Origin of the sequence: Rhizomonospora bruguierae (assembly GCF_018397995.1) — a bacterium.
Taxonomy (GTDB): domain Bacteria; phylum Actinomycetota; class Actinomycetes; order Mycobacteriales; family Micromonosporaceae; genus Rhizomonospora; species Rhizomonospora bruguierae.
Map to the genome: position 1 here is coordinate 37,044 of NZ_BBQH01000034.1, position 26,825 is coordinate 63,868.

Genomic DNA, 26,825 nt, shown 5'->3' on the forward strand with positions numbered 1-26,825 from the left:
GCACCGGCGGACGGCGACTTCGCCGGGGAAGGCCGGACGCCCCGCGGCGCGGGGTGACATGGTGGTGGGGTGGGCGGCCCGCTGGCGATCACCGGTTCGACCGGCCGGCTGGGCGGGCGGATCGCGCGGCGGCTGGCGCGGGCGGGCGTGCCGCAGCGGTTGCTGGTCCGCGACCCGCGACGGGCGCCCGAACTGGCCGGCGCCGAGGTCGCGGTCGCCGGTTACGGCGACGCGGCGGCGGTCCGCGCCGCGCTGGCCGGCGTCGGGACGGTCCTGATGGTCTCCGCCGCCGAGAACGAGCACCGCCTCGACGAGCACCGGACCTTCGTCGACGCGGCGGTCGCGGCCGGGGTGCGGCGGCTGGTCTACACCTCGTTCGCGGGCGCCTCGCCGGGTGCCACGTTCACGCTCGCCCGCGACCACTGGCACACCGAGCGGCACATCGCCGCCAGCGGCCTGGCGTACACGTTCCTGCGCGACAACCTGTACCTGGACTTCCTGCCGCTGATGGTGGGCGCGGACGGGGTGATCCGGGGGCCGGCCGGCGAGGGGCGGGTGGCCGCGGTGGCGCTGGACGACATCGCCGACGTGGCCGTGGCGGTACTGCGGGCGGCGGACGACCGCGGCAGCCCGCACGACGGCGCCACGTACGAGCTGTCCGGACCGCAGGCGCTGACCATGGCCGAGGCCGCGGCGGCGCTGACCCGGGCCACCGGCCTCAGGGTCACCTACCGCGCCGAGACGGTGCCCGAGGCGTACCGGTCGCGCGCCCGGTACGGGGCGCCGCCGTGGCAGGTGGACGTCTGGGTGAGCACGTACACGGCGATCGCCGCCGGCGAACTGGCCGAGGTCACCGACGCGGTGGACCGGCTCTGTGGCCGCCCGCCGATGAGCCTGGAGCAACTGCTGGGCGTCACCGCCCGGCTGCGCGAGCTTGACAGGTGATCGCGGTTCCGGGGGCCGCTCGCATCCGGGCCCGCTCGCGCATGCGTGACACCGCCCGCCGCGGTTAGGCTTCGGCGGCATGAGCGCTGGGCTGGAACAGGGCACCGTGGCGGCGGCGAACCGGCTCACGGCGGGCTGGGTCGAGCGGCTGGCGGGCACCGGCTCCACCGTGCTGTCCGGCGCCGGCGCGTGGCCGCTGCTGGCGCTGCTGGCCGCCGCCGCGGCCGACCCGGCCCGCGCGGAACTGGCCGCGGCGGTGGGCGTCCCGGCCGAGGGCGCCGAGGCCCGAGCCCGGGAGCTGCTCGCCGCGGTGGCGGCGGCCGAGGGCATGGACGGCGCCTTCGGCGTGTGGACCCGCGCCGACCTGCCCGTCGCCGACTGGTGGCGGCAGCACGCGCCGTCGGGCGTCCATGGCACGCTGACCGGTGACCCGGCGACGGACCAGGGCGTCCTCGACGCCTGGGCGGCCGGGCACACCCGGGGGCTGATCCCCCGCATGCCGGTCGCGGTCGGGCCGGATACGCCCGCCGTGCTCGCCACGGCGCTCACCGCGGTCACCACGTGGCCCGAGCCGTTCCGGGACACGCCGCTGCGGTCCGACGAGGGGCCGTGGTCGAGGCCGGCGCCGATCGCCGGTCTGGTCCGCACCGACCGGGATCTCGGGGCGGTGACCGTCGCGCGGACCAGCGCCGGCCCGGTCACCCGGTACGCCGTCGCCGGCGCCGGCGACTTCGACGTCCATCTTGTACTCGGGGAGCCCGGCGCCCGCCCCGGCGCGATCCTGGCGGCGGCGGTGCGCGGCGAGGGCACCCCGGTACCCGGCGCGGAGCTGCTGGCCAACGGCGCCGGCGGCCCCGGGCTGCGGGTCACCGAGGAGAGCAGCTTCGACACCCGGCCGCGGGTGCGGGCCACCACGGTCCGCTTCACCGTGGCCGCCGAGCACGACCTGCTCGCGCGGGCGGACCTGTTCGGGCTCGCCGCCGCCGCGCGGGAGGGCGCGTTCCCCGGGCTCAGCCCGGTGCCGCTGCGGATCGGGGCGGCCCGGCAGGCGGCCATGGCCACGTTCACCGCCGAGGGTTTCAAGGCGGCCGCCGTAACCGCCGCGATGATGCTCGTCGGCATGCCGAGCGGCACCGCGCCGACCCTCGCCGTCACCTTCGACCGCCCGTTCGGCTTCGTGGTGACCCACCGGCGCAGCGGGTTGGTGCTGTTCGCCGGCTGGGTCGCCGAGCCCGAGCCGTACCCGCCGGACACCGGCCCGTGGTGAGCCGGCCGCAGTGAGCCGGCCGCAGTGAGCCGGCCGCAGTGAGCCGGCCGCAGTGAGCCGGCCGCGAGCCGCTAGGCCAGGTTCGCTGACCGGGGGTAGGCGTCGGCCGGGTCGGTGAGCACGTTCACCAGGTACGGCACGCCCGCGTCGAACGCCCGGGTCAGCGCCGGCCCCAGGTCGGCCGCCCTCGCCACGGTCTCCCCCGCGCCGCCGAGCGCCCGCACCACCTCGTCGTACCGCAGGCCCGGCTGGAGGTCGGCGGCCACGTCGTACCCGTACATGGCGCGCATCGGGTGCTTCTCCAGCCCCCAGATGCCGTTGTTGCCGACCACGATCACGACCGGCAGCCCCTGCCGGGCCAGCGACTCGGCGTCCATCAGCGAGAAGCCGGCCGCGCCGTCGCCCATCAGCACGCACACCTGGCGGTCCGGGTAGGTGAGGCGGGCGCCCATCGCGTACCCCATGCCGGTGCCGAGGCAGCCGTACGGGCCCGGGTCCAGCCAGGTACCGGGCAGCGCCGGCTCCAGGTAGCGCCCCGCGTACGAGACGAAGTCGCCACCGTCACCGATCGTCACCGCGTCCCGGTCCAGCACGCGCCGCAGCTCCCCGTACACCCGGGCCGGCTTGATGGGGTCGGCGTCGGCGGCCATCTCCCCGGCGTGCCGCGCGGCGGCGGCCGCCTCCCGCTCGCGCAGCCCGGCGACCCAGCCGGCGTGGTCCGTGCGGGGGCCGGTGTGGTCGGCGAAGGCGGTGAGGATGAGCCGCAGGTCCCCGGCGGGTGAGACGGCCGGCTCGACGTGCCCGGCCCGCTGGCCCGGCGCGTCCACGACGTGGATCACCGTGGCGGCGCCGAAGTCGCCGAAGCCCAGCCGGAAGTCCAGCGGGGTGCCGACGACGGCCACCACGTCCGCGCCGCCGAGCGCCGCCCGGCGCGACTTCGAGAACGCCAGGCGGTGCTCCGGTGGCAGGGCGCCCCGGCCCATGCCGTTGGTGAACACCGGCACGTCCAGCGCCTCGGCGGCGGCCCGCAGCGCGTCGACCGCGTCCCCCGCGTACACGTCCGAGCCGGCGATGAGCACCGGGCGCTCCGCCCGGGCCAGCAGCTCGGCGGCGCGGGCGACCTGCTCGGGGTCGGCCTCGGCGGCCGGGGGCGCGACCGGGCCGGGCTCGTCGGCCGCCCCGGTCGAGAAGATCACTTCGAGCGGCAGGTCCAGGAAGGCGGGGCCGCGGTGCGGGGTGAGCGCGGCGGTCAGCGCCGCCGCGACCGCGCCCGGGATGTCGTCCGGCGCGCCCACCGTCGCCGCGTACTTGGTGACCGGCGCGACCAGCGGCACGTGGTCGATCTCTTGGAGGCTGCCCGACCCCCACCGGAACGCGGGCGCCCGCCCGCCGAGCACCAGCACCGGCGAGCCGTTGAAGAACGCGCTGGTCAGCCCGGAGATCCCGTTCGTCACGCCGGGACCGGCGGTGAGCACCGCGAGGCCCGGCGCCCGCCGCAACTTGGCGACCGCCTCGGCGGCGAACACCGCGGACTGCTCGTGCCGCACGTCGTGGATGGGGAAGCCGGCCCGGTGCGCGGCGTCGTACAGCGGGAACACGTGCCCGCCGGAGAGGGTGAACATCTCCCGCACCCCGGCCGCCTTCAGCACGGCCAGCGCCAGGTCCCCGCCGTGCCCCTCGATCCGCCCGCCCATGCGTCCTCCCGCGTCGTCCTCCCGCCGACCTTACCGGCCGGTAGCCCGCGGCTCCCGCCGCCGGGTCCACTGCCGACCGGCGGTCGGCGCGCGCCTACCGGCCGGTGAACGTGGGCTTGCGCTTCGCCACGAAGGCCGCCATGCCCTCGGCCCGGTCCTCGGTGGCGAACAGCGCGGCGAACAGCTGGCTCTCCCAGGCCAGGCCGCCCGCCAGGTCGCGGTCCAGGCCACCGTCGATGGCCAGCTTCGCGGCCCGCAGCGCCTGGGCCGGCCCGTCCACGTACTGCCGGACCAGGGCGACCGCCTCGTCGTAGACGGCCGCGGCGGGGACCACCCGGTCGGCCAGGCCGATGCGCAGCGCCTCGGCGGCGTCCACCATCCGGCCGGACATCACCAGATCCTTGGCGCGGGCGGGGCCGACCAGCCGGGCCAGCCGCTGGGTGCCGCCGGCGCCGGGGATGATGCCCAGCTTGATCTCGGGCTGGCCGAGCTTGGCGTCCTCGGCCACCACCCGCCAGTCGCAGGCCAGCGCCAGTTCGCAGCCGCCGCCGAGGGCGTACCCGGTGACCGCCGCCACCACCGGCTTGGGGATCCGGGCCACGGCGTCGAACGCGCCGGACAGCGCGCCCGCCCGGGCGGCCATGTCCACGTAGGACATGGCGGCCATCTCCTTGATGTCGGCGCCGGCGGCGAACACCTTCGCCCCGCCGTAGACCACGACCGCGCGCATGCCGTCGTCGGCGGCCGCGCCGGCCGCAGCCGCCCGCAGTTCCTCCTGGACCTGCGCGTTCAGCGCGTTCATCGGCGGCCGCTCCAGCCGGATCGTGCCGATTCCCCCGCTCACCTCGAGCCGCACGAACTCGCCCACGCTGACCTCCTCGTCGAAGCCGACCGCCGCAGCGAGCCTACGTCGGGCAGTACCGCGGGCGGGCCGCGGGTAAGTACAGTGACGACGGAGCGCATGATGATCACCTATTACCGGGACCGCTCGGTGCTCGTGACCTCCGCCGCCATCCAGGTGGACGGGCGCAGCTACCCGCTACCCGACCTGGCCCGCGTCTGGCACCGCCGGGGCGAGCGCTCCTGGCGGATCCTCGCCGGGCGCGGCGCGCTGCTGGCGACCGTCGGCATACCCGTGGTGCTGGCCCTGTGCGGGGTGATCGCCGCGCTGGCCTGGCGGACCACCGCGCTCAACCGGCTGGCCGTGATCGCCGTGGCGGCGCTGGTCGGCATGCTCACCGGCCCGCTGCTGGACTACGTCCTGGAGCACGTGGACCGCTCCTACGCCCACGGGGCGCACGAGTACGAGATCTGGGCGGAGCCGCGCGGCGGCGAGGGCTGGCGCGGCGCGCCGGTGCGACTGTGGCACACCCGGGACGCGCTGCGGTTCGGCCAGGTGTACCGGGCGATCCAGCGCGCGGTCGAGAACCACGCGCCCCGGCGGGCGGTACCGCCCGCGCACCGCGGCCGGCCGTAAAGCCGACAGTAAAAGTGGCGCCGACACGGTTTCCTTGACGAGTGACTGTCCACTATCAGGACGCCACGATCCAGGTGACGTCGACGGCGATCCGGATCGACGGGGAGGTCTACCCGATCCGGGACCTGACCTACGTCTGGCACCAGCGTGGCCGCCCCTCGGTACGCATCGGCGCCCGCCGGGTCGGCCGCGGCGTGCTGATCCTGCTGCTGTCCATCCCGCCGCTGGTCGCCGCCGTGTGCGTGCTCTCCCTGGCGTACTCGGCCCAGGAGCGGGCGAACTGGCGGCTGGCGCTGATCATCCTGGCGGTCGGCGCCGTCGCGGCGTTCGCCCTCGCCCCGCTGGTGGAGATCCCGCTGGCCTGGCTGGACCGCTCCTACGACCGGGGCAACCGCACGCAGGAACTGTGGGTGCAGTTCCGGGGCGACCGGGTCATGCTGCTGCGCAGCGGCGACGAGCTGCGATTCGGCCAGGTGTACCGGGCGGTCCAGCGGGCCGTCGAGCGCTCCGAAGCATGACCGTCCGGCCCTCCTGCCGGCACGCCCCATTGCAGTAGGGTGCCCCGGTGACCGCGCGTTGGCAGCGCGCCACCGTGGCGCCATCCTGGGTCCGGTGGTTGCCGTGCGCGTTCGCCTACCTCACCGTGGTCCCGCCGCAGCGGCCGTTCCGCCGCTCGGTCTGGGACGAGGTGGTCCCCTGGGACGAGCCCGTGTGGTGCGACCCGGGCGACGTCACCGAGTGGGTCAGCCGGGCGCGCCGCCTCGGCCGGGACCGCCGCGACCCGGCCGGCCTGGACGCGCGGGCCCGGGCGCACTACGCGCAGGTGGTCCAGCTACGCGAGCAGCGGATCGCCCTGTTCGCCGAGGCGTGCCGCCGGCTCGACGTGCCGGTGCCGCACACGCTGCGCGACCTGCTGCCGTGCCTGGCCGGCTTCGGCCTGTTCACGCTGGCCGACGACGGGGACGGCGACCCGTGGGTCACCACCCGGCTCGAGCGCGACCCGCTGGACCTGCTGCCGCTCGTCGAGGACGAGATCGCCGCCGAGCGCGAGGCCCAGCGCGCCGACCGGGCCCTGCTGGTGGCCATCGAGATCCGCAAGCTGGTCGAACGGGGACGCGGCCGGTGGCGCCGGCGCAGCGCCCAGACCACCCTGCCCGAGTTGGCCGCCCGCAGCGGCGTCGCCCCCGCCGACCTGGCGGCGGCGCTGACCGACCTGCGGGCGGCCGGACGGCTGGCGGTCGAGGTGGCCCGGGCGGGCGGCGAGCCGGCCCGGCTGCGGGTCACCGTGCCGTGGCCGGCGTTCGGCCACCAGTACCCCTTCGACGACCTGCCCGCCCCGGAACACGGCCTCTGACCGGGGCAACCGGCCTCACCGGACGGTGACGGGGCGCGGGGCGCGCAGGTCGTCCAGGTCGACGACCTCGCGACCCAGGGGCCAGAAGGCGGCCGGCACCAGCTTGAAGTTCGCGATGCCGAACGGGATGCCGATGACGGTCACGCACAGCGCGACGCCGGCCAGGATGTGGGTGAGCGCCAGCCACCAGCCGGCCAGGACGACCCACAGCACGTTCCCGATACCGGAGCCGATGCCGGCGCCCGGCTTCGGGACGAGGGTGCGGCCGAAGGGCCAGAGCGAGTAGTAGGCCAGACGCAGGGAGGCGATCCCGAACGGGATCGTGACGATGAACACGAAGCAGATCAACGCCGCGATGCCGTACCCGAGGGCGAGCACGATGCCGCTGCCGAAGAACAGCCAGAGCAGGTTCAGGACCAACCGGATCATTCGTTCATGGTGGCAGCCGGGCGCCAGCTACCGGTAGGTCTCGCGGTAGAGGGCGTCGATGGCGGCGCGCTCGGGCAACGCGACGGAGGCGCCCAGCCGGCGGGCGCAGGCGGCACCCGCGGCGCTGGCCCAGCGCACGGCGTCCACGAGGTCCCGCCCCTCGCCCCAGGCGACCGCGAGCGCGCCGGTGAACGCGTCCCCGGCGGCGGTCGTGTCGACCGCCGCGACGACGGGCGCCGGCACGTGGACCGGGTCGGCGCCGCGCTCGGCGTACCGGGCGCCCTCGCCGCCCAGCGTGAGCACCACCCGGGGCACCAGGGCGAGCAGGGCGGCGGCGTCCCGGCCGCGACCGGTCAACTGGTCGGCCTCGAGTTCGTTGACCACCAGCAGGTCCACCGCCTCGAACAGCTGGTGCCCGGGGATCGCGCGGGCGGGCGCCGCGTTGAGCACGACCCGGGTGCCGCCGTCGCGGGCGCAGCGCGCCGCGTCGGCCACCGTCTCGATCGGGATCTCCAGCTGGGCGACCAGCACGTCCGCGGCGGCGATGGCGGCGCGCTCCTCGCCGGTCAGGTTCTTCAACGCCGCGTTGGCGCCGGGGGTCACCACGATCTGGTTCTCCGCCCGCTCACCCACCACGATCAGCGCGACCCCGGAGGCGCCGTACACCACCCGGGTCAGCGAGGTGTCCACCCTGGACGCGGTGAGCCGGGCCTTGAGGGTGACGCCGAACGAGTCCGAGCCGATGGCGCCGAGGAAGGCGCAGTCGGCGCCGGCCCGCACCGCGGCGATGGCCTGGTTGGCGCCCTTGCCGCCGGGCACGGTGGTGAAGTCGCGGCCGAGCACCGTCTCCCCCGGCCGGGGCAGCACCGGCGACGTGGCGACCAGGTCCATGTTGGCGCTGCCGACGACCACGACCCGGGTCATCGGGTCAGGCCGACCGGGCGGTGAAGCGGTCGCCGGCGCGGTCGACGCGCAGCGGCAGGCCGAACGTCTTGGACAGGTTCTCCGCCGTCACGGTGTCATCCAGCGGGCCCTGCGCCACGATCGCGCCCTCGCGCAGCAGCAGCGCGTGGGTGAACCCGGGCGGGATCTCCTCCACGTGGTGGGTGACCAGGACCAGCGTGGGCGCGTCCGGGTCCCGCGCCAACTCGGCGAGGCGGGCCACCAACTCCTCGCGGCCGCCCAGGTCCAGGCCGGCGGCGGGCTCGTCGAGCAGCAGCAGTTCGGGGTCGGTCATCAGCGCGCGGGCGATCTGCACCCGCTTGCGCTCGCCCTCGGACAGGGTGCCGTAGTCGCGGTCGGCCAGCCCGGCGACGCCCAGCTGCTCCAGCAGGCCGCCGGCGCGGCGCTCGTCCATCGCCTCGTACGTCTCCCGCCAGCGGCCCAGCACCCCGTACGCGGCGGTGACGACCACGTCCCGGACCCGCTCGTCGCCGGCGATCCGCTCGGCGAGGGCGGCGGTGGACAACCCGATGCGGGTGCGCAACTCGTTGACGTCCACCAGGCCGAGGCGCTCGCCGAGCACGTCCACCGTGCCGGTGGTCGGGTGCATCCGGGCGGCGGCCAGGTTCAGCAGGGTGCTCTTGCCGGCGCCGTTCGGGCCCAGCACCACCCAGCGCTCGTCCTGCGCCACCCGCCAGTCGATGCCGCGCACCAGGTACCCGCCGGAGCGGGTGACGCCCACGCCGGCAACGTCGATCACCACATCGGCTTGCACGGCACCATCCAACCACGCTCCACGCCGCGCCCCCCACGGCGGGCCGATTACCCGTATGGTCCGCGCATGACGACCGCGGTCATCGAGATCGAGAACCTGCGCAAGACGTTCCGCGCGTGGCACCGGCCCGAGCGGGTGGCCCTGGACGGCTTCGACATGCGGGTCGAGCGCGGCCAGGTGCACGGGTTTCTCGGTCCCAACGGCTCCGGCAAGACCACCACGCTGCGGACCCTGCTCGGCCTGGTCCGCCCGGACGGCGGCCGGATGTCGATCCTGGGCGCCCAGGCGCCGCGGGAGCTGCCGGCGGTGGCGCCGCGGTTCGGGGCGATCGTCGAGAGCCCGCAGTTCTACGGCAACTTCACCGGCCGGCGCACGCTGCGCCTGCTCGCCACCGCGGGCGGGGTGCCGCCCGGGCGGGTCGAGGAGGTGCTCACCCAGGTCGGCCTGCGCGACCGCGGCGACCAGCGGGTCAAGGCGTACTCGCTGGGCATGAAGCAGCGGCTGGCGGTGGCCTCGGCCCTGCTGAAGAAGCCCGAGCTGCTGATCCTGGACGAGCCGGCGAACGGCCTGGACCCGGCCGGCATCCGCGAGATGCGGGACCTGATGCGCACGCTGCGCGAGGCCGGCGTGACCGTGCTGCTGTCCAGCCACATCCTGGCCGAGATCGAGCAGATCTGCGACTCCGTGACGATCATCTCGCGGGGCCGGCGGGTACTCGCCGGCCCGGTGGCGCAGGTGCTGTCCCGCTTCGACTCGGGCCGCTTCCGGGTGCGCGCGGGGGACCTCGCCGCCGCGGCCGCCGTGCTCACCGAGGCCGGGCAGCGGGTCGAGACGCAGCCGGACCACCTGGTCGTCTCCGGGGTCGCCGACGGTGCCCTGATCGCCGAGACGCTCGGCCGGCGCGAGGTCTGGGTGACCGAGCTGACCCCGCTCGCCCCGGATCTGGAGAGCGTCTTCCTCACGCTCACCGGCACCACGCCCACGCCGGACCGGCCGCTCCAGGTGGACGACTCGGTCCGCCCGGGCGCGCCGCCGGGCAGCGTCGACCTGGGCCCGACCGGTTCGGAGGTGCCGGCATGATCGTCAACCTGGTCCGGGCCGAGGTGGTCCGGCTGGCCGCCCGCCGGTTCGTCGGGGGCATGCTGGCGCTGCTGCTGGGCGCGCTGGTGATCACGTTCGCCACCACGGTGGCCAGTTCGCACGCCCCGAGCCAGGTCGAACTGGACCAGGCGCGGGTGTCCATGCAGGAGGAGCGGGCCCGGATCGTTCAGACCCGGCAGGAGTGCCGGGAGGCGCAGGCCAAGCCCATCGGCGGCTGGCCCGGGGTGGACTGCGAGCGGCAGTTCGACCCCGACCGGGTCCGGGTGGAGAACTTCCTGGACGGCGTGTTCGTGTTCGCCGGCTCGATCCGATCCCTGGTGCTGTTCCTCACCGCGTTCCTGGCGCTGTTCGGCTTCCTCGTCGGCGCGTCGTTCGTCGGCGCGGAGCTGGCCTCGGGCGGGATGACCAACCTGCTGCTGTGGCGACCGCAGCGGCTGACCGTCCTGGGCACCAAGCTGGGCGTGCTGCTGGCCGCCGTGCTGGCGCTGTCGGTGGTGGTGACGGCCGGCTACCTCGGCGTGTTCCGGCTGCTCGCCGAGGTCGGCGGCACGGCCGGCGACACCGGCGGCACCTTCTGGCCGGACCTGCTCTGGCTGAGCGTGCGGGGCATCCTGCTGGCGGTCGGCGCCACGGCGCTCGGTTTCGTGCTGGCCACCGTCGGGCGGCACACCGCCGCCGCGCTGGGGGCGCTGGCCGCGTACGCCGTGGTCTGGGAACTCGGCGGCCGGATCGTCGCGGAGATGATCCGCGTGTCCCGGCCGTCGCTGCTGTTCCTGGGCACCTACCTGGCGGCGTGGCTGGACGGCGACATCCGGCTGCACGACACGCGCTGCGGGTTCGCGGACCCCTGCGTGAGCTTCTACACGATCACCTGGGTGGAATCCGGGGCGGTGATGTTCGTCGCGTTGGCCGCCGCCCTGGTGGCCACGTTCGCGCTGTTCCGCCGCCGCGACCTGACCTGAGGCCGCGGCGGCACCGTCCGGGGTGCCCGGGCGGCCGCCGCTCAGCCGACCGTGGAGCCGAAGACCTCCTCGCGGACCGCGTCGAGGGCGGTGCGCAGCGCCCCGGTGAGCACCGGCTCCTCGGTGACCTCGGTGACCAGCACCCGCGGCGCGGTGAGCGTGATCGCGGCCACCTCGTGCTGGACCCGCTCGGCCAGGGCGCTCCCGCCCGCCTGGCCGATCTCGCCGGCCAGCACCACCAGCGGCGGGTCGAGCACCACGCAGATGCTCGCCACGCCGAGCGCGAGCCGGGCGGCGACCGCGTCCAGGAACGGGCCGCCGCGGGTGCCGGCGGCGATGGCGGCGCGGACCGCGGCCGCGGCGCTGGACGCCCGGAAGCCGTGCTCGCGGGCCAGGGCGCGGACCGCCTCCGCCGCCGCGATCTGCTGGAACGCACCCTTGCTGCGCCGCCACACGTCGCGCGGGACGGGCGCGCCGGCCACCGGCAGGTACCCGATCTCACCGGCCGCGCCGCTGCTGCCGCGGTGCAGCCGACCGCCCAGCATGACCGCCAGGCCGACGCCGCCGGCCGCCCACACCAGGGCGAAGTCCGAAACGCCGCGGGCGGCGCCGATCTCCGACTCGGCGACCGCCGCCAGGTTCACGTCGTTCTCGAACAGGACGGTGGTGTCCAGGTCCTCGCGCAGCGCGGCGAGCAGCCCCCGGTGCCAGCGGGGCAGGTTCCAGGCGAACGCGATGTCGCCGGTGGCCGGGTCCACGAGGCCGGGCGTGCCGAGCACCACCCGACGGATGCTCGACAGGTCCGCCCGGGCGGTGCCGGCGACCTCGATCACCGCGTTGTGCACCACCCGCAGCGGGTCGTCGGTGTCCTGGGTGGACTGCTCGACCCGCCCGGTGACCTGGCCGGTGATGTCCGCGCAGGCGGCCACCACCCGGTCCGCCCTGACGTCCACCCCGACCACGTGGGCGCTGTTCGGCGCGACCGCGTAGAGCTGGGCGTTCGGCCCGCGCCCGCCGGCCTGCTCGCCGACCCGGGTGACCAGCCCGCGCTCCTCCAGCCGCTCCACCAACTGGGACGCGGTGACCTTGCTCAGCCCGGTCAGCTCGCCGAGCTGCGCGCGGGTCAGCGGGCCGCGGGCCAGCAGCAGCTCCAGCGCGGACCGGTCGTTCAACGCGCGCAGCAGGCGGGGGGTACCGGGGAGCCGCGGGGAGCCCATCAGCCGTCCTCTGGTTTTTTAGGAAACCTAACTATTACAGTGGTGCACCTTAACGACAGCCGTAGCGTAGCCGCAGCGAGCGGCGCCACACGGCCTACGATCAGACAGGTACGCGATCCACCAACCGGGCATGGGAGCGCTCCCCAGCCTGGTCGGCGGGCACGGGGAGGATGACGATGGCGATGGACCCAGGGCTGCGCCGGCTGGCGCTGCGGACCCTGCTGGCGGCGTTCCCGGGCACCGTACCGCCGCCGTGGGCGCTGGACCTGGTCGGCGAGGGCCTCGCGGGGCACACGCTGTTCGGCTTCAACATCATTGACCCGGCTCAGGTCGCGGCGACCGCCGCCGCGCTGCGCGACGCCCGCCCCGACGTGCTCATCGCCATCGACGAGGAGGGCGGGGACGTCACCCGCCTGGCCCACCTGACCGGCAGCCCCTACCCCGGCAACGCCGCGCTCGGCGCCATCGACGACCCCGAACTGACCCGCCGGGTCTACCGCTGCATCGGCGCGGAACTGGCCGGCGCCGGCCTCAACCTGAACCTCGCGCCGACGGTCGACGTCAACACCGCCGACGACAACCCGATCATCGGCACCCGCTCGTTCGGCGCCGACCCCGGGCGGGTCGCCGCGCACTCCGCGGCCGCCGTCGAGGGCCTCCAGGAGACCCGGGTCGCCGCCTGCGCCAAACACTTCCCCGGGCACGGCGCCACGGTCACCGACTCGCACCACGAACTGCCCACCGTGGACGTCCCACCGGCCGTGCTCAAGGCCCGCGACCTGCCCCCGTTCGCCGCCGTCATCGCGGCCGGGGCGCGGGCCGTGATGACCGCGCACATCCGGGTACCGGCGCTGACCGGCGAGGCGCCGGCCACGTTCAGCCGCGCCGTCCTGGTCGACCTGCTGCGCGCCGACCTCGGCTTCGACGGCGTCGTGGTCACCGACGCGCTGGAGATGAAGGGCGCGGCCGGGGCGGCCGGCGGCGTCGGCCCCGGCGCGGTCCACGCCCTCAACGCCGGCGCCGACCTGCTCTGCATCGGCGCGCGGGTCGACGCCGGCCTGATCGAGCACGTGCTGGACGAGATCGTCGCCGCCGTCCGCGACGGGCGCCTGCAGCGGGCCCGGATCGAGCAGGCCGCCGCCCGCACCGCCGACCTGGCCGCCTGGACCGCCGCCGCCGGCACCCCCGAGGCCGGCCCACCCGACCTGGGGTACGCCGCGGCCCGCCTCGCGGTACGGATCGAGGGCTCGCTGGACGGCTTCGACCACCCGCTCGTCGTCCAACTCGAATCGTCCTCCACGATCGCCGAGGGGCGGGTCCCCTGGGGTCTCGGCCCGCACCTCAACGGCACCGAGCAGCTTCGGGTCGTCGCCGCCGAGGTCGACCCCGCCGCCATCCGGGCCGCCGCCGCCGGCCGCCCGATCGTCTTCGTCGGCCGCCACACCCACCGGGTACCGGGGGCCGCCGCGCTGGTCGAATCCCTCGCCGTCGACCACCCGGTCGCGCTGGTCGAGATGGGCTGGCCGGCCACCTGGCGACCGGCCGGCGCATGGGCCTTCGTCACCACCTACGGCGCCAGCCACGCCAACGGCCGCGCCGCCGCCCAGGCGCTCAACCTCGCGGCCTGACCGGTCCGGCGCGGGCCCGGGCGGTCCGCCGGCGCAGCAGGCCGACGGCGATCAGCGACGCGGCCGTGGAGGCGGCGAGGACCGCGGCGGCGGCCCGGTCCTGCGCGGCCGCGTCGGGCAGGGCCAGCCGGGCGACCAGCAGGCTCACCGTGTACCCGATGCCGCCCAGCACCGCCACCGGCAGCATGTCGCCCCAGCCGACGCCGGCCGGCAGCCGGCCCACGCCCAGCCGCACGGCCAGCCAGGCACCGCCGAAGATGCCCAGCGCCTTGCCGACCAGCAGGCCGGCGACGATACCGTGCGCCACCGGGTCGGTCACGGCGGCCCGGGCGGCAGCCAGCGGGATGCCGGCGGCGGCGAGCGCGAACAGCGGCACGGCGAGCCCGGCCGAGAACGGGTGCAGGCGGTGCTCGAACCGCTCCGCGAGCGACTCCTCCTCCCCGGCCGCCGGGCGGACCGGGGTGAGCAGGCCGAGCAGGATGCCGGTGACCGTGGCGTGCACCCCCGACGCGTGGACGCAGCCCCACGCGGCCACCCCGAGCGGGACCAGCAGCCAGACCCAGCGGCGCCGGGCGGCGTACCCGTAACCGGCGCACAGGGCCAGGCCGGCCAGCAGCCACCACGGGCGCAGGTCCCGGGTGAACAGCGTGGCGATCAGCGCGATCGCACCGAGGTCGTCGATCACCGCCATGGACAGCAACAGCACCCGCACACCGGACGGCAGCGCCGACCCGGCCAGCGCCAGCACCCCGAGCGCGAACGCGATGTCCGTGGCCACCGGGATGGCCCACGCCCCGCCCCCGGCCAGGGCGCCCCGCGAGGCGCCGAGCGCCACCAGGGCCGGCACCACCATGCCGCCCGCGGCAGCGGCGACCGGCAGCGCGGCGGCCCGCCACCCCGCCAGCTCGCCGACGGTCAGTTCGCGCTTGACCTCCAACCCGGCGACGACGAAGAACACCGCCAGCAGGCCATCGGCCACCCACCCGGACAGCGGCAGGTGCAGGTGCAGCCCGCCCGGCCCGACCTCGGTACCCCAGAACCGGGTGTACGACCCGGCGGCGAGATTGGCCCAGAGCAGGGCCAGTGCGGTGGCCGCGAGCAGCAACCGGCCACCCGTGGTCTCCTGCCGAAGGAACTCCGTAAGCGCTCCGACCCGCCGACGCATCTCCCGCATCCCCCTACGCGAAGGCGAAGTACCGCAGCCACAGGTAGGGAACCGCGAGCGCGATCGAAACCGCGGTCACCACGAGCCCGTACCGGGTGAACTGCCAGAACGTGATGGGGCGGTGGGCGCGCTCGGCGAGCCCCAGAATGACCACGTTGGCCGAGGCGCCCACCGCCGTGGCGTTGCCACCCAGGTCGGCGCCCAGCGCCAGGGCCCACCACAGCACGTGCCCGGGCCCGCCGCCGGCGCCGCTGAGGTCCGCCACGACCGGACTCATCGTGGCCACGTACGGGATGTTGTCCACCACCCCGGACAGCGCGGCCGAGCCGCCGAGCAGGACAATCGACGTCAGCAACGGACGGCCCCCGGCGGCGTCGGCGGCGGCCCGGGAAACCGCGTCGATCACGCCGGTGGCGACCAGGCCACCGACCATGATGAACAGCCCGGCGAAGAAGACCAGCGTCGGCCACTCCACGTCCCGGACCACCTCGCCGGCATCCAACCGGGACAGCGCGAGCAGCAGCAGGCCGCCGCTCATCGCGACCACCGCCGGGGCCAGCGGAAGCACCGAGTGCAGCACGAACGCGGCGGTCACGGCGCCCAGCACGGCCATGCTGACGACCAGCAACCGGCGCTCCCGGATGGCGTCCCGCTCGCGCAGGCGCAGCACGTCGGCGACCCGATCGGCGTCGAAGACGAACGCCTTGCGGAACAGCACCCGGCACAGCCCCACGAACACCACCAGCAGGACCGCGATGAACGGCGCCAGATGCACCAGGAAATCGTTGTACGTCAGCCCGGCCCGGGACGCGATGATGATGTTCGGCGGGTCGCCGACCAGGGTGGCCGTGCCGCCGATGTTGGACGCCATCGCCTCGGCGATCAGGTACGGGGCGACCGGCACCGCCAGCCGGTCGCAGACCAGGAACGTCACCGGCGCGATTAGCAGCACCGTGGTGACATTGTCCAGCGCGGCCGACGCGACCGCGGTCACCAGCACGAGAATGACCATGACCCGGAACGGCCGGCCACGCGCCCGCTTCACCGACCAGATCGCCAGGTACTCGAACGCGCCGGTGCGCCGCAGCACGGAGACGATGAGCATCATCCCGGTCAGCAGGAAGATCACGTCCCAGTCGATGCCGGAACCGGCCGAGTAGAACGCGTGCTCCGGATCGGTGACGCCGAGCAGCAGCATCAGGACGGCGCCGCCGAGCGCCGCCGCCACCCGGTGCACCCACTCGGTCGCGATGAGCAGGTACGCGCCGGCAAAGATCGCCACCGCCACCCAGCCGGTGACGCTCACCGGGCTTGCCTTTCGCTCGCGACTGCGGTGCTTCCTCCGCGGCTCTCGCTCGCGACTGCGGTGCTTCCTCCGCGAACACCAACCAGCACGCTCCGGGCGCTCCTCGCGCTCACCGGGCTTGCCTTTCGCTCGCGACTGCGGTGCTTCCTCCGCGAACACCAACCAGCACGCTCCGGGCGCTCCTCGCGCTCACCGTGCCAGCATTCGGTCCAGCAGACCGTCCAGGGTCACGGCGCCGATCATGCGACCGGCCGGGTCCACGACCGCGACCAACGGGCTGCGGGACCGGGCCATCAGCGCGGCCAACTCCAGCACCGTGGCGTCGGCCGTCACCACGGGCAGCTCGCGCCGCTCCCGGGGGAGCGCCTCGGCCACCGTCCGGTCGCCCAACTCCCGCAGGAACAGGTCCGCCGCGTCCTCGTCCACGACCCGGGCCAACGCCGGGTCGTCCTGGCAGTAGTCGGGCACCGCCATGCGCAGAACCTGGGTGCCGGGGAGCACGGTCACCGGGCAGCCCTCGTCGTCCACCACCACCAGGCCGGGCAGATCCTGGCCGGCGAGCAGCCGGGCCGCCTCGATCGCCCGGGTGCGCGGGTGGACCGTGGGGAAAGGTACAGCGAGATCACCAGCGTGCACGGAACCTCCCGGAGCCGTCGTCGAACCCGACGCCGACCAGGCTTCCCGGCACACCTGTCGGTCACACTACCCGGTCGGGCGGGCAGGGTGACCGGCCCGCTACGCCGCCGCCGTCCGAACCAGCGTGCGCACCTGACGCAGCAGCACCGACAGCGCCGCCAGGTCGGCACCGGAGTCGTCCACCTCCCCGATGGCGACCCGCGCCTGCGCGATCGAGGCGGCGTTGACCTGCTCCCACTGGCTGACCCGGTCCTGGGCGGAATCCTCCGCGGTGGAGCGCAGAACCTCGCCGGTCAGCGCCGCGAGCGCCGCGTACAGGTCGTAGCGCAGGGCCATCCGGGCCAGGGTCTGCCACCGGTCCTCGCGCGGCAGGGCGGAGATCTTGGAGAGCAGGTCGTCCACCCGGAAGCGCTCGGAGAGCACGTAGTAGACCTCGGCGACCCTGGCCGGGTCGGTGCCGGTGCCGGCGGCGGTCTCCAGCACGTCCAGCAGGCCGAAGCCGTAGATCAGCCGGGCGGACCAGGTCGCCAGCTCCGCCGGGACCCGCCGCTGCACCAGCGCCTCGACGTGCTGGCGCAGCGCCGCCCGGTCCCGCTCCAGGAACAGGTCCTCCATCCGCGGCAGCAGGCCCTCCAGCGGGCCGCGCAGCCGCTCGATCTCCCCCGGCACGTCCAACGGCGAGCGCCGGTTGCTGATCAACCAGCGGACCGCCCGGTCCATCAGCCGGCGGGCCTCCAGGTAGACGGCGGTCTGCGCGGCGCTCGGCACCCGGTTGTCCAGCGCCTCCACGGCGGCCCACAGCGCGCGCAGGCCGTACACCTCGCGGACGATCACGTACGCCCGCAGCACGTCGGCGGCGGTCGCGCCGGTCTCCTCCATCGCCCGGTACACGAAGGAGGTGCCGCCCCGGTTGACCACCTCGTTCACCAGCACGGTGGTGACGATCTCGCGGTGGAGGCGGTGCCCGGGCATCCGGTCGGCGAAGCGCTCGCGCAGCGGGGTCGGGAAGTACTCGCGCAGCACCTCGTGGGTCCACTCCTCGTCCGGCAGCCCGGACACGAGCACCTCGCCCTCCAGCACGATCTTCACGTACGCGAGCAGCACCGCGAACTCGGGCGAGGTCAGGCCGGCGGGGCGGGCCGCCAGTTCCTCGTCCGTGGGCAGCGCCTCCAGCGACCGGTCCAGCTGGCCGGCCTTCTCGAAGTCGGTCAGCATCCGCCGGTGCACCGGCAGCAGCAGGCCGGACTGCTCCCGGGCGTTGCCCAGGGCGGTGGCCTGCGCGTAGTTGTCCCGCAGGACCAGCGCCGCCACCTCGTCGGTCATCGCGGCGAGCAGCTCGTTGCGCTCGCCGTCCGGCAGCGGCGGGTCGGCCAGCAGGATCTTGATGTTGACCTCGCGGTCCGAGCAGTCCACGCCGGCGGAGTTGTCGATGAAGTCGGTGCCGATGCGCCCGCCCCCGAGCGCGTACTCGATCCGCCCGCGCTGGGTCATGCCCAGGTTCCCGCCCTCGCCGACCACCTTGCAGCGCAACTGCCTGCCGTTGACCCGGATCGCGTCGTTGGACTTGTCGCCCACGTCCGCGTGGGACTCGGTGCTGGCCTTGACGTAGGTGCCGATGCCGCCGTTGAACAGCAGGTCGACCGGGGCGAGCAGGATCGCCCGGATCAGTTCGGGCGGGGCGAGCCGGGTCACGTCGTTGGCCAGGCCGAGCGCGGCCCGCACCTGCGGCGTGATCGGGATGGACTTGGCGGTGCGCGGGTAGACGCCGCCGCCCTCCGAGATCAGCTCCCGGTTGTAGTCGTCCCAGGACGAGCGGGGCAACTCGAACAGCCGGCGGCGCTCCGCGTGCGCGGGGGCCGCCTCCGGTGACGGGTCCAGGAAGATATGCCGGTGGTCGAACGCGGCCACCAGCCGGATGTGCTCGGAGAGCAGGGCGCCGTTGCCGAACACGTCACCGGACATGTCCCCGATGCCGACCATGGTGAAGTCCTGCGCCTGGGTGTCCACGCCCACGCTGAGCCCATCGCTTCCGCTGGCAAGCTCGCGGAAGTGGCGCTTCACGGACTCCCAGGCGCCCCGGGCGGTGATGCCCATCTTCTTGTGGTCGTACCCGGCCGACCCGCCGGACGCGAACGCGTCGCCGAGCCAGAACCCGTGCGCCACCGAGATCGCGTTGGCCGTGTCGGAGAACGTGGCGGTGCCCTTGTCGGCCGCGACCACCAGGTACGGGTCGTCATCGTCGTGCCGGACCACGTCCGGCGGCGGGACGATCCGGCCGCCGACGATGTTGTCCGTCACGTCCAGCAGCGCCGAGATGAAGCGCTTGTAGCAGGCCACGCCCTCGGCCTGCAACGCCTCCCGGTCGCCGGGCGACGGCGGCTGCTTCAGCACGAAGCCGCCCTTCGCGCCCACCGGCACGATCACGGCGTTCTTCACCGTCTGCGCCTTGACCAGGCCCAGCACCTCGGTGCGGAAATCCTCCCGCCGGTCGGACCAGCGCAGCCCGCCGCGCGCGACCCGCCCGAACCGCAGGTGCACGCCCTCGAACCGGGGCGAGTACACGAAGACCTCGAACCTGGGGCGGGGCGCCGGGAGCAGGTCCGGTATCGCCTGCGGGTCCAGCTTGAAGGCCACGTAGGACTTGGGACGCCCGTCCGGGGTCCGCTGGAAGAAGCTGGTGCGCAGGGTGGCCTGGATCAGCTTCAGGAAGCTGCGCAGGATGCGGTCCTGGTCCAGGCTGGTCACCGCGTCCAGCTCGCCGTCGATCCGCTCCACCACGGCCTTGACCCGCGCCGCCCGCTCCTCGGCGGACCACCGCTCGGCCGGCGAGAACCGGTGCTCGAACAGCCGCACCAGCAACTCGGCGAGCCGCGGGTACGCGATGAAGGTGGTCTCGATGTACTTCTGCGAGAAGACCGTGCCGGCCTGGCGCAGGTACTTGGCGTACGCGCGCAGCACCACCACCTGGCGCCAGGTGAGCCCGGCCCGCAGCACCAGCTCGTTGAAGCCGTCCACCTCGGCCTCGCCGCGCCAGGTGGCGGAGAAGGCGTTGGCCACCTTCGCCCGCACCTCGGCGATGGCCCGGGCGCCCTCCGGCAGGCCCAGGCCGAAGTCGTACAGGTAGATCGTCCCGTCCGCGCGGCCGATCTCGTACGGGCGCTCGTCGTTGACCAGCACCCCGAGCGAGTGCAGCACCGGCAGCACCGCGGACAGGATCATCGGCTCGCCGTACCGGAACACCTTGAACCGCACGTCGGACTCGTCCACCGTGCCGTCCGGCCGGCGCCGGCGGAACAGGTGCATCTCCAGCTGGCCGGGCTCCTCCAGCAGCTCCAGCTTGGCCAGGTCCTTCACCGCGTCCATCGGCGTGTGCTCGTTCTTGTACGCCTCGGGCAGCGCGTGCGCGTACCGGTCGAACAGCTGCTTCTCGGCCGCGTCGCCGAGCTTGCGCTCCAGCACGAGGCGGAAGTCGTCGTCCCAGAACCGGGTGGCGTCGGCGAGCAGCTCGGCCAGCCCGTCGGGGTCGACCGCCGCCGGCGGGTTCTTCGGGTCGGTGCGGACGATGAAGTGGACCCGGGCCAGCATCGACTCCGTCACCCGGGTCGTGTAGTCGACGCCGACGCCGTTCAACTCGCGCAGCAGGATCTCCTGCATGCGCAGCCGGTTCCCGGTGGTGAACCGGTCCCGGGGCAGGAAGATCAGGCAGGAGATGAACCGGCCGTACCCGTCGCGGCGCAGGAAGAGGCGAAGCTGCCGGCGGCCGGCCATCCGCAGCACGCCGACCACCGCGTGGTACAGGTCCTCGGTCTTGATCTGGAACAGCTCGTCCCGCGGGTAGGTCTCCAGGATCTCCAGCAGGTCCTTGCCGGAGTGGCTGCGCGGGCTGAGCCCGGAGCGGTCCAGCACCTCCGCCACCTTGCGCCGGACCACCGGCAGCTCGCGCACGCTGGTCCGGTAGGCCGAGCTGGACAGCAGTCCGAGGAAGCGCTTCTCGCCGGTCACGTTGCCGGCCTCGTCGAAGGTCTTGAAGCCGATGTAGTCCAGGTAGTGCGAGCGGTGTACGGTGGCCCGGGAGTTCGCCTTCGTGATGATCAGCAGGCGTTTCTCCAGCACCTTCCCGTACGCCTCGGGGGCCAGCGAGCTGATCACCCGCGGGGCCACCTGGTCCTGGCGGAGGATGCCCAGGCCGCTGCCCAGCCTGGCGCGCAGCACCATCTCGCCGCCGGGCCCGCCCACCAGCTCGTACTCGCGGTACCCGAGGAACGTGAAATGGTCGTCCGCGAGCCAGTGCAGCAGCTCGACGGAGTCGGTGATGTCCTTCTCCGGCACCGGCGGCTTCTCGGCCAGCAGCTCGTCGGCCAGGCGCCGGGCCCGCTCACGCATCCGCGGCCAGTCCTCGACCGCCTCGCGCACGTCGGTCAGCACCCGCTGGAGGTCGTTGCGCAGCTCGTCCCGCTCGGCCGGGTCGCGGACCGGGTCTGTCTCGACCCGCATCCAGCTCTCCAGCTGGTCGGTCGCCAGCGCGTCGTCCGGCTCCACGTCGGCGCAGACCTCGACCAGCCGGCCCAGCGGCTCCCGGTGCACCACGAGGATCGGGTGGACCAGCAGGTGGACGCCCAGGTTGCGGGCGCTCAGGGCGCCGGTCACCGAGTCGACCAGGAACGGCATGTCATCGACGACGATTTCAATGGTGGTGCGCTCGACGGCGGCGCCCACGTGCGCGTCCCGGATCCGCAGCTTCAGCTCGCCGCTCACCCGCTGCCGGGCCAGCTCGCGGTGCTCCCGCGCCGCGGCCAGCATCTCCTGCGGCGTGCAGCCGACCAGTTCCTCGTCCGGCGCGAAGCGCCAGTACCGGTCGACCAGGGTCGCCAGGTCCAGATCGTCGCCGGCCAGCGCCACCGCCTGGGCCACCAGGCGCTCGGCGTTGGGCACCGCGTCGTCCAGTTCGGCGTCGTCGGGCTCGTCGCCGTCGGCGCGGCCGGCACTACCGGTGGCCAGTGGGGTCTCGATGAACGGGGTATCCACGCTCGCGCCCGCCACGGTGGTGACAGCGTCCAGCGGCGGCCGGTTCATGAGTACACCTCTCCCCTCACCCACCACGTTGTGGGTCGTCCGTCCCCTAGCCTAGGCCCTCGGCTGACCCGGCATATCGAGTAGGCGGGGCGGCGCGCCGCTGGCAGCGCGTACTACGGTCGGTAACGGTAATCAGCCGCCGCTGGTCGCCCCGCCGGTAAGGAGTGCCCCCATGCGTCGCGTGACCACCGTCGCCGCAGCCCTGGCCGCCGCCCTGCTCGCCACCGGCGGGCTGGCCGCGTGCTCCGGCCAGGACGAGCCGAAGAAGACCCTCGGCGCCTTCCTCGCCGGCTGGCCCGGCGGCACCCTCGACGCCATCGGGTTCGCCTCACCCAGCGGCCAGCGGATCCCCGCCGACCAGGTGGCGGAGGAACTGCGCGGCCTCGCCGGAGAGTTCCGGGACACGCCGCCGGCGCTGTCCATCGCCGAGGGGCCGAAGGTGGTCGAGGACGTGGCCACCGCCACCGTCACCGTGGACTGGCCGCTGCCCGGCGGCGCGCGCTGGAAGTACCCGACGACCGTCCGGCTCGGGAAGGTCAAGGAGGGCTGGCAGATCCTTTGGGAGCCCGCGATCGTCCATCCGGAGCTGACCGCCGGTGACAAGCTCGGCATCCGCCGGGAGCCCGCGCAGCGCGGCGCCGTCACCGACGGCGCGGGGCAGCCGCTGGTCGCGCCCCGCAACGTGGTGCGGGTGGGCGTGCAGCCCAACGCCGTCCAGGACGAGAAGGCCCTGATCCGGGAACTGGACGCGGCGTTCAAGTCGGTCCGCGGCGAGATCGGCGACGTCGGCCTCGCCGACCTCCCGGCCCGGCTCAAGGCCGCGGACGGGGGCGCGTTCGTCGACGTGGTGACGCTCCGCGAGCCGGTCTACCTGAAGATCAAGCCACGCATCTACCGGCTGCCCGGCACCAAGTTCGTGGCCGAGAAGCGGGACCTGGCGCCCACCCGCGAGTTCGCCCGCGCCCTGCTCGGCAGCGTGGACGACGTGCAGCGCGACGACCTGGTCCGCAGCCCCGACAAGTACGGCACCGGCGACAAGGTCGGCCACGGCGGGCTCCAGGGCGCGTACGACGACCGGCTGCGCGGCACCGCCGCCACCCGGGTCGTGATCGTCACCACCAAGCCGGACAAGAGCACCAGCGAGCGGAAAATCTACAGCACCGAGGCCGCGGCCGGACAGCCCGTGCACACCACCCTGGACGTGAAGGTGCAGAACGCGGCGGACCAGGCCCTCGCGTCGGACACGAAGCACCGCAGCGCGCTGGTCGCCATCCGTATCAGCGACAACGCGGTCCTGGCGGCGGCGAACGGACCCGCCGGGCAGGGGCAGAACTTCGCCTTCACCGCCCAGGTGCCGCCCGGCTCCACGTTCAAGGTGGTCAGCGCGCTCGGCCTGCTCGACAACGGCGCCGTCACCCTGGACTCGCCGGTCGCCTGCCCGGCCCGGTACACCGTGGAGGGGCGGTCGTACAAGAACTCCCACGACTTCTCCATCCCCGGCCAGGTCCCGTTCCGCACCGACTTCGCCCGCTCGTGCAACACCGCGTTCGCGTCCCTGTACGAGCGCCTCGGACCGGATGGGCTGAACGCCACCGCCACCACCCTCGGCATCGGCGGCACGTGGAACGCGGGCCTCGACGCCTTCACCGGCTCGGTCGGCACCGGCGGCGGTGCCACCGCCCGGGCGGAGGCCATGTTCGGCCAGGGCGACACGATCGTCAGCCCGCTCGCCATGGCGGCCGCCACCGCCGCGGTCGCGCGCGGCCACTGGCAGCAGCCCCGCCTGGTCACCGACCCGGCGCCGCAGAACCCCGCGCCGGACGGCCCGCGACTGAAGCCGGAGAGCATCGCCGCGCTCAAGACGATGATGCGCGAGGTGGTGACGCAGGGCACCGCCACGCAGCTCAAGTCGGTGCCCGGGGGCCCGGTCTACGGCAAGACCGGCACGGCCGAGTACGACGACAACTCCGACCACTCGCACGCCTGGTTCGTCGGCTGGCGCGGCGACGTCGCCTTCGCCGTCTTCGTGGAGGCCGGCGGCAACAGCACCGACACGGCCGTACCCCTGGCCGGTCGCTTCCTCCGCGCCTTCTAGCCAGCCGCCCGCCCACCGCGCCCGCCGGTGAAAGGCGGGCCGGCGAGTCGGCTCCCGTTGAGGCCGGCGGTCAACTCCACCCGAAGCCGGCGTGGCGGCTCCCCCCCAGGGCAGCGTGACGACGCCGCCCGGGGCCGACGCTGTGGCGCCGCCCGGGGCCGTGGCGCGGCTCCATCCGGGGCGATGTGGTGGCGCCGCCCGGGCCGACGCGGCCGGCGGGAGCGGCGGGAGCGTGGTTAGGCGATATCAGCAGAGGCCGTGGGGTCGGCGGGCGTGCGGGGAGTGGGCGCCGCGGGCCCGGACGGCCCGGCACCCTCTCCCGGCGAATCATCGCCCGACTCGCTCGCCGGGCCGCTCGCGGACGCTGCCCCGGGCTCGTCACCAGGCGCCGGCCCGTCGCCGGGCGCCGACATGCGCGCCTCTTCGACCGGCCGCCGCCGCAGCTTGCCGGGCGCGGTCGAGTCGTCCGCCGCGCTGCGCGCCAACCGGCCGGGCGCCGTGGCGTCATCCACCGCGCCCCGGGCGAGCCCACCCGGCGCCGTGGCGTCGTCCACGACACCCCGGACGGACCGACCTGGCCGCGTGGCGTCATCCACCGCGCCCCGGGCGAGCCCACCCGGCGCCGTGGCGTCGTCCACAGCACCCCGCGCAAGCCCACCCGGCGTCGTAGCGTCATCCACGACACCCCGGACGGGCCGACCTGGCCGCGTGGCGTCATCCACCGCGCCCCGGGCGAGTCGGCCCGGGGCCGTGGCGTCGCCGGTGCCGCGGCGGGGCTTAGCGCGAGCGGCGGACGCACTGCGCGCCCCGGTGGTCGTGGCGGCGCGGGCGGGTGGTGGGGCGGCGACCGGAGGCAGGGCGGTGGTCGCCGTCATCGCGACGTGCGCCGGCGTGGGGGCCGGCGGGCGCAGCGGGGCCAGGCCGGCGACCAGGGTGTCGGCGATGTCGGCGGCGTAACCGCCGTCCGGGTCGTAGTCCGGGTCGAAGACCGTGATCTCCAGGCCCAGGCAGTGCGGCGTGCTGACCAGGCCGGCGATGAGCAGTTCCAACTCGCCGAACGCGATGCCGCCCGGGTCGGGGGCGTCGACCGCCGGCATGACCGCCGGGTCGAGCACGTCCACGTCCACATGCGCCCAGAAGCCGGCGCAGTCGGCCAACTGCTCGATGGCCCACTGGGCGCTGCGGGCGGCCCCCTCGGCGCGCAGGGTCGGCACGGCACGGGCGACGATGCCGGCGGCCTGGAGGTCGAGGCGGTACTCGTCGTGGCCCCGGATGCCCATGACCACCACGTCCGCGTCCCGGAAGTACGGGCGGCGGCCCTCGATGGCGGCCAGGTCGGCCTGGCCCCGGCCGGTGACCAGGGCCAGGTCCTCGCCGGCGGCGGCGCCCACGTACGAGGCGTTGCCGGGGTGCCGGAAGTCGGAGTGCCCGTCCACGAAGACCAGCCCGATGCGCCCGCCGACCGCCTCCCCGAGCCGGTGCATGGCCAGCGCCGAGCCGAGCAGGATCGAGCAGTCGCCGCCAAGGATCAGCGGGAACTCGCCCGTGTCGATGATGCCGCCGATCCGCTCGGCCAGGCGCATCGTGTAGCTGGCGATCTGCTGGGCGTGGCAGATGCCGTCCCCGGGGCGCCAGCCGCCCGGGTCATACCGGGGCGGGGTCAGGCAGCCGGCGTCCCGGGCGCCGAGGCGGGCCAGCAACTGGTGGTCGCGCAGGGCCCCGGGCGCCTTGCCGCAGCCCGGCACCGAACTCTCGGTGGGCGGGCGCAGGCCGAGGTTCGACGGTGCGTCGAGGACGGCGATGCGGCGCATCGGCTCAGCGTGACAGAACTCGCGGGGTTAGAACAGCGCGCTGGCCAGGGCGCGCCGGGCGGCGGCCACCGCCGGGTCGTCCGGGCCGGCGACGGTGAACAGCGAGACCAGGTGCTGGCGGATCCGGTCCCGGTCCTCGCCCGGGGTCCGCCGGACCAGGCCGATCAGTCGGGTGTACGCCTGCTGGGCGAGCCCGCTGAGCATCTCCACGTCGGCGGCGAGCAGTTGGGCGGCGATGTCGTCCGGGTCCGCCTCGGCCTTGGCGAGCGCGGCCTGCGGGTCCACACCGGTCACGCGGCGGGCCAGGCGCACGTGGGCCAGGCCGGCCTCGGCCGACGCGTCCGCCGGGTGCTCCGCGAGGATCTTCTTGTACGCCTGCTCGGCCGCGTCCAGGTCGCCGGTCATGAGCGCCTCGTCGGCGACGTCCATGCGTGGGTCCTCGGGGGTCTCCACCTGCACGCCGCCGGCCTTGAGCACGGCGCCGATCCACTGCCGCAACTGGGCCTCGGGCACGACGCCGGAGAACGCGTCCACGGGCTGGCCGCCGACCACCGCGAAGACCATCGGGATGCCCTGCACCCGGAACATCTGCGCCAGCCGCTGGTTGGCGTCCACATCGATCTTGGCGAGGACCCAGGCGCCGCCGCCCTCCATCGCGAGCCGCTCCAGCACCGGGGAGAGCTGTTTGCACGGTTCGCACCACTCGGCCCAAAAGTCGATCACCACCGGGGTCCGCAGCGAGCGCTCCAGCACCTCCGACTGGAACGTCGCCTCGGTGACGTCGATCACGGCGACGCCGCCGCCGGGGCCAGGTGGGGCCGCCGTGGCGGCGGGCGCACCGCCGGCGGGTGCGGGGGACGGCGCGGGCCGGGATGGGGCGCTGCGCAGGGCGGACAGGTCCACCGCGCCACGGGTGAAGATGGAAGGCGAGGTCCGCGGGTCACTCAT

At 74.8% G+C, this 26,825-nt stretch carries 20 protein-coding genes and 1 pseudogene; 9 read left to right on the forward strand and 12 right to left on the reverse strand.

Annotation, left to right across the window (positions count from 1 at the left end):
* Window positions 1-69: 69 nt before the first annotated feature.
* A complete protein-coding gene (locus KJS59_RS18645; RefSeq protein ID WP_213454205.1) occupies window positions 70-945 on the forward strand; it encodes an SDR family oxidoreductase in 876 nt (291 codons plus the stop codon).
* Between the two features lie 79 nt (window positions 946-1,024).
* Entirely contained in the window at window positions 1,025-2,212 is a 1,188-nt protein-coding gene (locus KJS59_RS18650; RefSeq protein WP_213454206.1) for a serpin family protein, read from the forward strand.
* Window positions 2,213-2,283: 71 nt separating this feature from the next.
* Here KJS59_RS18650 and KJS59_RS18655 read toward each other — a convergent pair whose 3' ends face one another.
* Entirely contained in the window at window positions 2,284-3,906 is a 1,623-nt protein-coding gene (locus KJS59_RS18655) for an acetolactate synthase (protein WP_213454207.1), read from the reverse strand.
* 94 nt (window positions 3,907-4,000) lie between these two features.
* Window positions 4,001-4,774: an enoyl-CoA hydratase-related protein gene (locus KJS59_RS18660; RefSeq protein ID WP_213454208.1), complete on the reverse strand. Its 774-nt coding sequence runs from the start codon at window positions 4,772-4,774 to the stop codon at window positions 4,001-4,003.
* 93 nt (window positions 4,775-4,867) lie between these two features.
* Here KJS59_RS18660 and KJS59_RS18665 point away from each other — a divergent pair, with 93 nt between their 5' ends.
* The 3 genes from KJS59_RS18665 to KJS59_RS18675 are packed head-to-tail and all read left to right on the forward strand — an operon-like array spanning window position 4,868 to window position 6,737.
* Window positions 4,868-5,383 carry a DUF6232 family protein gene (locus KJS59_RS18665; protein ID WP_249714409.1) on the forward strand — a complete coding sequence of 172 codons (516 nt, stop codon included), beginning with the start codon at window positions 4,868-4,870 and terminating at the stop codon, window positions 5,381-5,383.
* A gap of 41 nt (window positions 5,384-5,424) precedes the next feature.
* The gene (locus tag KJS59_RS18670; protein WP_213454209.1) at window positions 5,425-5,901 is read left to right on the forward strand and encodes a DUF6232 family protein; all 477 of its coding nucleotides are present in this window, start codon (window positions 5,425-5,427) and stop codon (window positions 5,899-5,901) included.
* A gap of 47 nt (window positions 5,902-5,948) precedes the next feature.
* Window positions 5,949-6,737, forward strand: coding sequence for a DUF6042 family protein (locus KJS59_RS18675; protein ID WP_213454210.1), 789 nt, complete (start codon window positions 5,949-5,951; stop codon window positions 6,735-6,737).
* A gap of 15 nt (window positions 6,738-6,752) precedes the next feature.
* On the opposite strand, the gene KJS59_RS18680 is transcribed toward KJS59_RS18675, so the two are convergent.
* Genes KJS59_RS18680 through KJS59_RS18690 form a run of 3 tightly spaced genes read right to left on the reverse strand, consistent with a single transcriptional unit; the run spans window position 6,753 to window position 8,931 of the window.
* Window positions 6,753-7,166 carry a YccF domain-containing protein gene (locus KJS59_RS18680; protein ID WP_213454211.1) on the reverse strand — a complete coding sequence of 138 codons (414 nt, stop codon included), beginning with the start codon at window positions 7,164-7,166 and terminating at the stop codon, window positions 6,753-6,755.
* Window positions 7,167-7,193: 27 nt separating this feature from the next.
* Window positions 7,194-8,090, reverse strand: a complete 897-nt coding sequence (locus KJS59_RS18685; protein WP_213454212.1) for a ribokinase — start codon at window positions 8,088-8,090, stop codon at window positions 7,194-7,196.
* 4 nt (window positions 8,091-8,094) lie between these two features.
* The gene (locus KJS59_RS18690) at window positions 8,095-8,931 is read right to left on the reverse strand and encodes an ABC transporter ATP-binding protein (RefSeq protein ID WP_213454241.1); all 837 of its coding nucleotides are present in this window, start codon (window positions 8,929-8,931) and stop codon (window positions 8,095-8,097) included.
* Between the two features lie 18 nt (window positions 8,932-8,949).
* On the opposite strand from KJS59_RS18690, the gene KJS59_RS18695 reads away from it, so the two are divergent.
* Together KJS59_RS18695 and KJS59_RS18700 are read left to right on the forward strand one after the other, a co-directional pair.
* The gene (locus KJS59_RS18695; protein ID WP_213454213.1) at window positions 8,950-9,963 is read left to right on the forward strand and encodes an ABC transporter ATP-binding protein; all 1,014 of its coding nucleotides are present in this window, start codon (window positions 8,950-8,952) and stop codon (window positions 9,961-9,963) included.
* Window positions 9,960-10,946 (forward strand): ABC transporter permease subunit, encoded by a 987-nt coding sequence (locus KJS59_RS18700; RefSeq protein WP_213454214.1) that lies wholly within the window; start codon window positions 9,960-9,962, stop codon window positions 10,944-10,946. Before KJS59_RS18695 ends, KJS59_RS18700 begins: the two co-directional genes overlap by 4 nt.
* A gap of 41 nt (window positions 10,947-10,987) precedes the next feature.
* Here KJS59_RS18700 and KJS59_RS18705 read toward each other — a convergent pair whose 3' ends face one another.
* On the reverse strand, window positions 10,988-12,163 hold the full coding sequence (locus KJS59_RS18705; RefSeq protein WP_213454215.1) for an ROK family transcriptional regulator: 1,176 nt from the start codon (window positions 12,161-12,163) through the stop codon (window positions 10,988-10,990).
* Window positions 12,164-12,339: 176 nt separating this feature from the next.
* On the opposite strand from KJS59_RS18705, the gene KJS59_RS18710 reads away from it, so the two are divergent.
* Window positions 12,340-13,791, forward strand: coding sequence for a glycoside hydrolase family 3 protein (locus KJS59_RS18710; RefSeq protein WP_213454216.1), 1,452 nt, complete (start codon window positions 12,340-12,342; stop codon window positions 13,789-13,791).
* Here the strand turns inward: KJS59_RS18710 and nhaA are convergent.
* The 4 genes from nhaA to KJS59_RS18730 form a co-directional block, all read right to left on the reverse strand.
* A complete protein-coding gene (gene nhaA, locus KJS59_RS18715; protein ID WP_213454217.1) occupies window positions 13,775-14,965 on the reverse strand; it encodes a Na+/H+ antiporter NhaA in 1,191 nt (396 codons plus the stop codon). The genes KJS59_RS18710 and nhaA overlap by 17 nt on opposite strands.
* A gap of 4 nt (window positions 14,966-14,969) precedes the next feature.
* Window positions 14,970-16,262 carry an ArsB/NhaD family transporter gene (locus tag KJS59_RS18720; protein ID WP_213454218.1) on the reverse strand — a complete coding sequence of 431 codons (1,293 nt, stop codon included), beginning with the start codon at window positions 16,260-16,262 and terminating at the stop codon, window positions 14,970-14,972.
* A gap of 189 nt (window positions 16,263-16,451) precedes the next feature.
* Window positions 16,452-16,898, reverse strand: a complete 447-nt coding sequence (locus KJS59_RS18725; protein WP_213454219.1) for a CBS domain-containing protein — start codon at window positions 16,896-16,898, stop codon at window positions 16,452-16,454.
* 99 nt (window positions 16,899-16,997) lie between these two features.
* On the reverse strand, window positions 16,998-21,971 hold the full coding sequence (locus KJS59_RS18730) for an NAD-glutamate dehydrogenase (protein ID WP_213454220.1): 4,974 nt from the start codon (window positions 21,969-21,971) through the stop codon (window positions 16,998-17,000).
* A 172-nt stretch (window positions 21,972-22,143) separates the two neighbouring features.
* On the opposite strand from KJS59_RS18730, the gene KJS59_RS18735 reads away from it, so the two are divergent.
* Window positions 22,144-24,066: a penicillin-binding transpeptidase domain-containing protein gene (locus tag KJS59_RS18735; RefSeq protein ID WP_213454221.1), complete on the forward strand. Its 1,923-nt coding sequence runs from the start codon at window positions 22,144-22,146 to the stop codon at window positions 24,064-24,066.
* Between the two features lie 907 nt (window positions 24,067-24,973).
* Here the strand turns inward: KJS59_RS18735 and KJS59_RS18740 are convergent.
* Both KJS59_RS18740 and KJS59_RS18745 read right to left on the reverse strand, forming a co-directional pair.
* A pseudogene (locus KJS59_RS18740) lies at window positions 24,974-25,877 on the reverse strand (arginase family protein); the annotation flags it as partial.
* Between the two features lie 27 nt (window positions 25,878-25,904).
* Entirely contained in the window at window positions 25,905-26,825 is a 921-nt protein-coding gene (locus KJS59_RS18745; protein WP_213454222.1) for a tetratricopeptide repeat protein, read from the reverse strand.

Bases quoted from the DNA above. Each gene is read 5' to 3' on its own strand.
- KJS59_RS18695 (WP_213454213.1), top strand. From the start codon at position 8,950: ATGACGACCGCGGTCATCGAGATCGAGAACCTGCGCAAGACGTTCCGC.
- KJS59_RS18705 (WP_213454215.1), bottom strand. From the start codon at position 12,163: ATGGGCTCCCCGCGGCTCCCCGGTACCCCCCGCCTGCTGCGCGCGTTG.
- KJS59_RS18665 (WP_249714409.1), top strand. From the start codon at position 4,868: ATGATGATCACCTATTACCGGGACCGCTCGGTGCTCGTGACCTCCGCC.
- KJS59_RS18745 (WP_213454222.1), bottom strand. From the start codon at position 26,825: ATGAGTGACCCGCGGACCTCGCCTTCCATCTTCACCCGTGGCGCGGTG.
- KJS59_RS18650 (WP_213454206.1), top strand. From the start codon at position 1,025: ATGAGCGCTGGGCTGGAACAGGGCACCGTGGCGGCGGCGAACCGGCTC.
- KJS59_RS18735 (WP_213454221.1), top strand. From the start codon at position 22,144: ATGCGTCGCGTGACCACCGTCGCCGCAGCCCTGGCCGCCGCCCTGCTC.
- KJS59_RS18685 (WP_213454212.1), bottom strand. From the start codon at position 8,090: ATGACCCGGGTCGTGGTCGTCGGCAGCGCCAACATGGACCTGGTCGCC.
- KJS59_RS18655 (WP_213454207.1), bottom strand. From the start codon at position 3,906: ATGGGCGGGCGGATCGAGGGGCACGGCGGGGACCTGGCGCTGGCCGTG.
- KJS59_RS18700 (WP_213454214.1), top strand. From the start codon at position 9,960: ATGATCGTCAACCTGGTCCGGGCCGAGGTGGTCCGGCTGGCCGCCCGC.
- nhaA (WP_213454217.1), bottom strand. From the start codon at position 14,965: ATGCGGGAGATGCGTCGGCGGGTCGGAGCGCTTACGGAGTTCCTTCGG.
- KJS59_RS18680 (WP_213454211.1), bottom strand. From the start codon at position 7,166: ATGATCCGGTTGGTCCTGAACCTGCTCTGGCTGTTCTTCGGCAGCGGC.
- KJS59_RS18710 (WP_213454216.1), top strand. From the start codon at position 12,340: ATGGCGATGGACCCAGGGCTGCGCCGGCTGGCGCTGCGGACCCTGCTG.
- KJS59_RS18730 (WP_213454220.1), bottom strand. From the start codon at position 21,971: ATGAACCGGCCGCCGCTGGACGCTGTCACCACCGTGGCGGGCGCGAGC.